The organism is Psychrobacter sp. UBA2514 (assembly GCF_002341255.1).
GTDB lineage: Bacteria > Pseudomonadota > Gammaproteobacteria > Pseudomonadales > Moraxellaceae > Psychrobacter > Psychrobacter pacificensis.
This window is the reverse complement of the sequence record NZ_DDNS01000008.1, coordinates 76,712-81,411: the sequence shown is the minus strand read 5'-3', so window position 1 is coordinate 81,411 and position 4,700 is coordinate 76,712. Positions and strand designations below refer to the sequence as shown.

5 protein-coding genes and 1 pseudogene are annotated in these 4,700 nt (G+C 44.3%); 2 read left to right on the top strand and 4 right to left on the bottom strand.

What is annotated here, in order from left to right; all coding sequences use genetic code 11:
* Window positions 1-96 precede the first annotated feature (96 nt).
* Both B3V51_RS02770 and B3V51_RS02765 read left to right on the top strand, forming a co-directional pair.
* Entirely contained in the window at window positions 97-444 is a 348-nt protein-coding gene (locus B3V51_RS02770; RefSeq protein WP_227517184.1) for a cytochrome c, read from the top strand.
* 58 nt (window positions 445-502) lie between these two features.
* Window positions 503-814: pseudogene (locus tag B3V51_RS02765) on the top strand (c-type cytochrome); the annotation flags it as partial.
* Window positions 815-916: 102 nt separating this feature from the next.
* Here B3V51_RS02765 and B3V51_RS02760 read toward each other — a convergent pair.
* From B3V51_RS02760 to B3V51_RS02745, 4 genes are all read right to left on the bottom strand, one after another.
* Window positions 917-1,330 carry a PaaI family thioesterase gene (locus B3V51_RS02760; RefSeq protein ID WP_058023760.1) on the bottom strand — a complete coding sequence of 138 codons (414 nt, stop codon included), beginning with the start codon at window positions 1,328-1,330 and terminating at the stop codon, window positions 917-919.
* A gap of 62 nt (window positions 1,331-1,392) precedes the next feature.
* On the bottom strand, window positions 1,393-1,935 hold the full coding sequence (locus B3V51_RS02755) for a DUF3124 domain-containing protein (protein WP_071002047.1): 543 nt from the start codon (window positions 1,933-1,935) through the stop codon (window positions 1,393-1,395).
* A 43-nt stretch (window positions 1,936-1,978) separates the two neighbouring features.
* Window positions 1,979-2,680 (bottom strand): potassium channel family protein, encoded by a 702-nt coding sequence (locus tag B3V51_RS02750; protein ID WP_058023762.1) that lies wholly within the window; start codon window positions 2,678-2,680, stop codon window positions 1,979-1,981.
* 78 nt (window positions 2,681-2,758) lie between these two features.
* Window positions 2,759-4,519, bottom strand: a complete 1,761-nt coding sequence (locus B3V51_RS02745; protein ID WP_286707918.1) for a TrkH family potassium uptake protein — start codon at window positions 4,517-4,519, stop codon at window positions 2,759-2,761.
* Window positions 4,520-4,700: the final 181 nt, after the last annotated feature.

The following is a 4,700-nucleotide window of genomic DNA, read 5'->3' as shown; positions in this document are numbered from 1 at the left end:
GCGTACTCTCTACCGCTGCGATAGCAGATACAGTCAGCCTGCCAATAGACACTTTGCCTAACAGAATAACCCTACCAAATGTTAGCCCAGCCAATAGTGCGCTTGCCAACCGCGGCGCTTACCGCTGACTGTATGGCCTGCTACCGTGAAGACTATAGTGGCGGCGTGCCGATTGATACGCCGATTGGCAATATCTACTCAACCAATATCACACCATCGACGCGCTATGGTATTGGCAACTATACTGAGGCCGATTTAAAAAAAGCCTTACACAAAGGTCGGGCGCCAAATCATCAGATTTATCCTGCGATGCCTTACCCGTCCTATCATGGCCTAACAGATGACGATGTCAGTGCCTTGTTTGCTTATTTTCAGACCATCCCTATCGTAGACAAACCCCCTGAAAAAAACCACACACCTGCCTTTCCCGTTGAATATCCGTAGCTTAATGCTGGCATGGAATGTCATCAATGTGCCTTCTACCGAAAACCGCGCAGGACTCAAAAAACTCTATGACGACTCTTGTGCAGGTTGCCATATGCAAAAAGGTGACAGTGCATACGGCGCTGGCTACTATCCACCGCTGGCCAACAACAGTAAAATGCAATCGAAATACTATATCATTAGGGTGTTAATAAATGGTCTGCGCGGGATGCCATCGTTCCATAGCATGATGAATGATGCGCAAATAGCAGCCGTTACACAGTACGTACATAGCGATTTGAACAATTTCACTGACACGGTCACTACTGCTAATGTTGCGCAATTACAATTACGCCATGACTTTCCACCAGGGTCAGACCCGAGTGAATAGATGAGACTCGCTATCTTATAAAGCACATTGACCGATAAAATAAGAGCAACCTCTTAACATAGCTGCTCTTTTGATGAGGTATCCAAGCGCTTACGTAGCATTTTAGATACGCTTTGGCGGTACAGAATAGGTGCCGACGACATGAGCCACGACATCGTCTGAGCCTTCTGAATATAGAGATACCTCGCCCACTATTAAGGCTCGCCCTACTTTGAGTAAGGTGCATTCAGCGATAATACGTGCATCTGCTGATGGTTTACGCAAAAAATTGATAGTCAGACTCGTCGTCACTGTCAATGGCACGATACCGATTTTCCCGAGTATCGCAACATAGATGGCGACGTCAGCGACGGCCATCATGACAGGTCCTGACACTGTGCCACCAGGACGTAGCTCATCGATGCCAATCTCGTGTGATAAAGTCGCACCATTTTCACTGACTGCTTCGACGATACATTTGGTTTGTGGAAACTCTAACGCCATAAAGGCGCTGATTTCTTCTTTGGTTGCAGACATAACGCTTCCTTGAATTAAATTAAACTTTCCTTGTTATTTATTACTTCACTGAATACATTCCTTTAATGTATTACTGGCGTACCTTCTGTACTAAAGGCAAATCCTTTATTACTAAAATTCCCAATCATGACCGCTTCGATAACTGGTCTGACGGTTTCATCGACACCTTCGACCTCGATAATGAAGTTAGCACCCGACCCGCCTTTATCTTCTTCTTTTTCGACGATGTAGTTTAGCGTGGCCATCGCTGATAGCTCAATGGGTTTGCTTAGATACGACTTTACCAGTGCCCCATCCGTATCATAATAATCAATTTTATTAATATACAGTGATTTTTTCAGCGTGGTATTGCGCACACTCAGCGTCGCTGACAATAGTACTTTGCGATTGTCTCTATCAGTATAGATATCAGAATAAATCGGTACATAAAAGGTTTCTTTATAACTGAACTGACTGCGATCTACATCGGATGTCACCTCTAACGCTTCAATCGGATCTTGTTGGTGCTCGGACAGAAGAACATTCGGATCTTGCGCAGACGGATCACAGCCTGACAGCAACACGATAACAGCGACCAATAGAACGGATATACTGCGCTTATTCATAAACTTCCCCTGTCCCTTTTCATGTCACTGCGATTGCAAGCTGTTATTTGATTTTCACACCCACGCTACGTAAGAAATGGTTGATGTGTTTGTTTGCGCCATAAATGACCAATACATCACGGTCTTGCAATATTTGTTCAGGCGTGGCCAGACCTTGCACGCTAGGTTTGGTCTGGGTACGACCAAAGCTGTCTTCATAATACTCATAGCGCAAGGTACTAAGCAATCGGATATTGAATTTTTGCTCCAACCGCAACTCCTCAACCGTCTTGCCGATCAACACATTTGGAATCTTGATTTCTACCATACTAAAGTTATCGCTTAACTCAAACGAATCAACAAAATGGCTTAGTGACAGTCGTTTGGCCCAGCGATTGGCTGCTTCTTTTTCAGGGTAAATAATGTCATCGACACCAATGGCCTGCAAAACTTTTTTATGCAGTGGATTGATGCTACGGCTGATCAAACGTTTTGCTTTTAGGGTTTTAAACAGCGCCGTTGCCATCACGTTGGCGCCTTGATCCTCCCCAATAGCAACAATGACGGTATCGGTATCGACAATCGGTAATCCGCTCACGGTATACTCATCCGTGGCATCCATACAGAGCGTATGAGAGATGACCTCCTTATAGGCTTCTACTCGTTGCATGCTGCTGTCAATGGCAATCACTTCGTGACCTTGGCGGGTCAATGCTGCTCCCAGTGACGCACCAAAATTCCCCAACCCTACGATGATATATTTCATAACCTTAATGACCTTTTTTAGTATCTTTTACTCTAAGTTTCCCTGTTTTTGCACATAAAACCGTCTATTTATCACAAGTTAGTTAATCGTGATTTCCTCAGTCGGATAGCGATAATTGCGTTGGCGCATGTTTTTGAGTAGCGCAATAAATATCGTCAGCATACTGACCCGTCCAACAAACATGATGACCGACACCACCACTTTACTAAAATCCGATAAGTCTGCTGTCAGGTTTAAACTTAGCCCCACCGTGCTATAAGCTGAGAAACATTCAAATACCACTTTGATCAAATCAAGCTCTGGCTGATCATAACTAATCAGCGTCACACCCGTACCGATGACCAATAATGACAACCACATAATAGAGAACGCGCGGCGGACTGAAATCTCCGCAATCTGACGCTTGAAGACTTCTATCTTTGTTTGCCCACGGGCTAGACTCAGTGTATTTAATAGCGCAATCGCAAAGGTACTGGTCTTGATACCACCACCCGTTGAGTTGGGCGACGCCCCAATCCACATCAAAAATATCGTTAGCATGACCGTTGGAAAAGTCAGCTCACCCATATCAATGACATTGAACCCTGCGGTTCGCGGCGTGGCAGCCGTAAAAAACCCTGTGATAAGCTTGTCAAAGAAACCGGTATGGTCAGCGAGTACATTGTTGTATTCAAATACCATCACCCCAACCAGACCAGTCAACAATAACGCCCCAGTCGTAATCAAGGTAATACGGCTGTTGATATTCAGCAACCAAGGCTGATAAATATGGTGCCGGTCATTGCGATATATCAGTCGCTCAGCGCGATGACGCAAATACCGCAGCACATTGACCACAATGGTGAAGCCCATACCGCCAAAGATAAAGGTCATCGCAATGATAAGCTGCAATGGATAATTAAAACGTAGCGAATCGTCATACATGCCAGCACTAAAGGTAGAAAACCCAGCATTACAAAAAGCGGATATCGCATGAAAGACCGAAAAAAACAATTGCTCAGACCAGTTCATATCAGGCATATCATAAATGCTGATATAAATGAGTGCCGCCGCCACCGCCTCAACGGCGAATGTCACATATAAAATAGACTTAAGTGTCGACACCACATTACCCATGCCGCGCATATAAGACATCTCGCTAATACTCGCTTGCGTCTCGTAACTGACGCCGCCCTTAAAGAAGTAACTAAAATAGGTCACGAACGTCAAAATACCTAGGCCGCCGATTTGTATCAAACCCATGATAATGACTTGACCAAACGTTGTGAAATAGGTTGCCGTATCCACCACAATAAGCCCAGTCACACAAACGGCACTGGTCGCGGTAAAGAGCGCATCAATAAAGGACAGCGGCTGCGTTGTCGCATTGGGCATCATTAGGAGCAAAGCACCAACCAGCACAACGGCTAAGAAACTTAAAATAAAAAACTGTGCAGGATGCAAAAAGGTGCGATTGAGATTGAAATTATGATCAGAGAGTTCACGGATAAAGGTGACAAACACGGCGATTTTTATCGCGACAAAACCATCAACGGCGGCGTCCAAGCCAGAACGCAGCAAATCAGTGAAATGCGCGGTAAGTAAAATGACAATCGCGATACTGGTAAAAGCATCAAAAATAGCAACTTTATTGAGCGTTCGCGGTTTGTTTGTGTAGAGATAACGGCCAACCGTCACCACAAAGCTGAGCAAAATAACGACCAAGTAAAAAATATGAAACACTTGTTGCAGCCAAATGGGTAACGTAAAGCCACTATCCAATAAGACAATAGCTACCGCGATGACACTAATCAGAATCGTAACATTATTCAATAATCGATAACGTGCGGCTGCATTCATAGCTTGAACCCATGACAACAATAACCACGATACTTATACTCCTTTTTTGCCCTATTCACAAAAACTGATTTGAGAGAATCGTAACCAATTATTGAATCAATATAGATCCTAAGAGTCATTCAGATGAGATATCAAATACTTGCAAGATCATACAATACTGACTGACGTACTGACTCCTTTT

Bases quoted from the DNA above. Each gene is read 5' to 3' on its own strand.
- B3V51_RS02745 (WP_286707918.1), bottom strand. From the start codon at position 4,519: ATGAATGCAGCCGCACGTTATCGATTATTGAATAATGTTACGATTCTG.
- B3V51_RS02760 (WP_058023760.1), bottom strand. From the start codon at position 1,330: ATGTCTGCAACCAAAGAAGAAATCAGCGCCTTTATGGCGTTAGAGTTT.
- B3V51_RS02750 (WP_058023762.1), bottom strand. From the start codon at position 2,680: ATGAAATATATCATCGTAGGGTTGGGGAATTTTGGTGCGTCACTGGGA.
- B3V51_RS02755 (WP_071002047.1), bottom strand. From the start codon at position 1,935: ATGAATAAGCGCAGTATATCCGTTCTATTGGTCGCTGTTATCGTGTTG.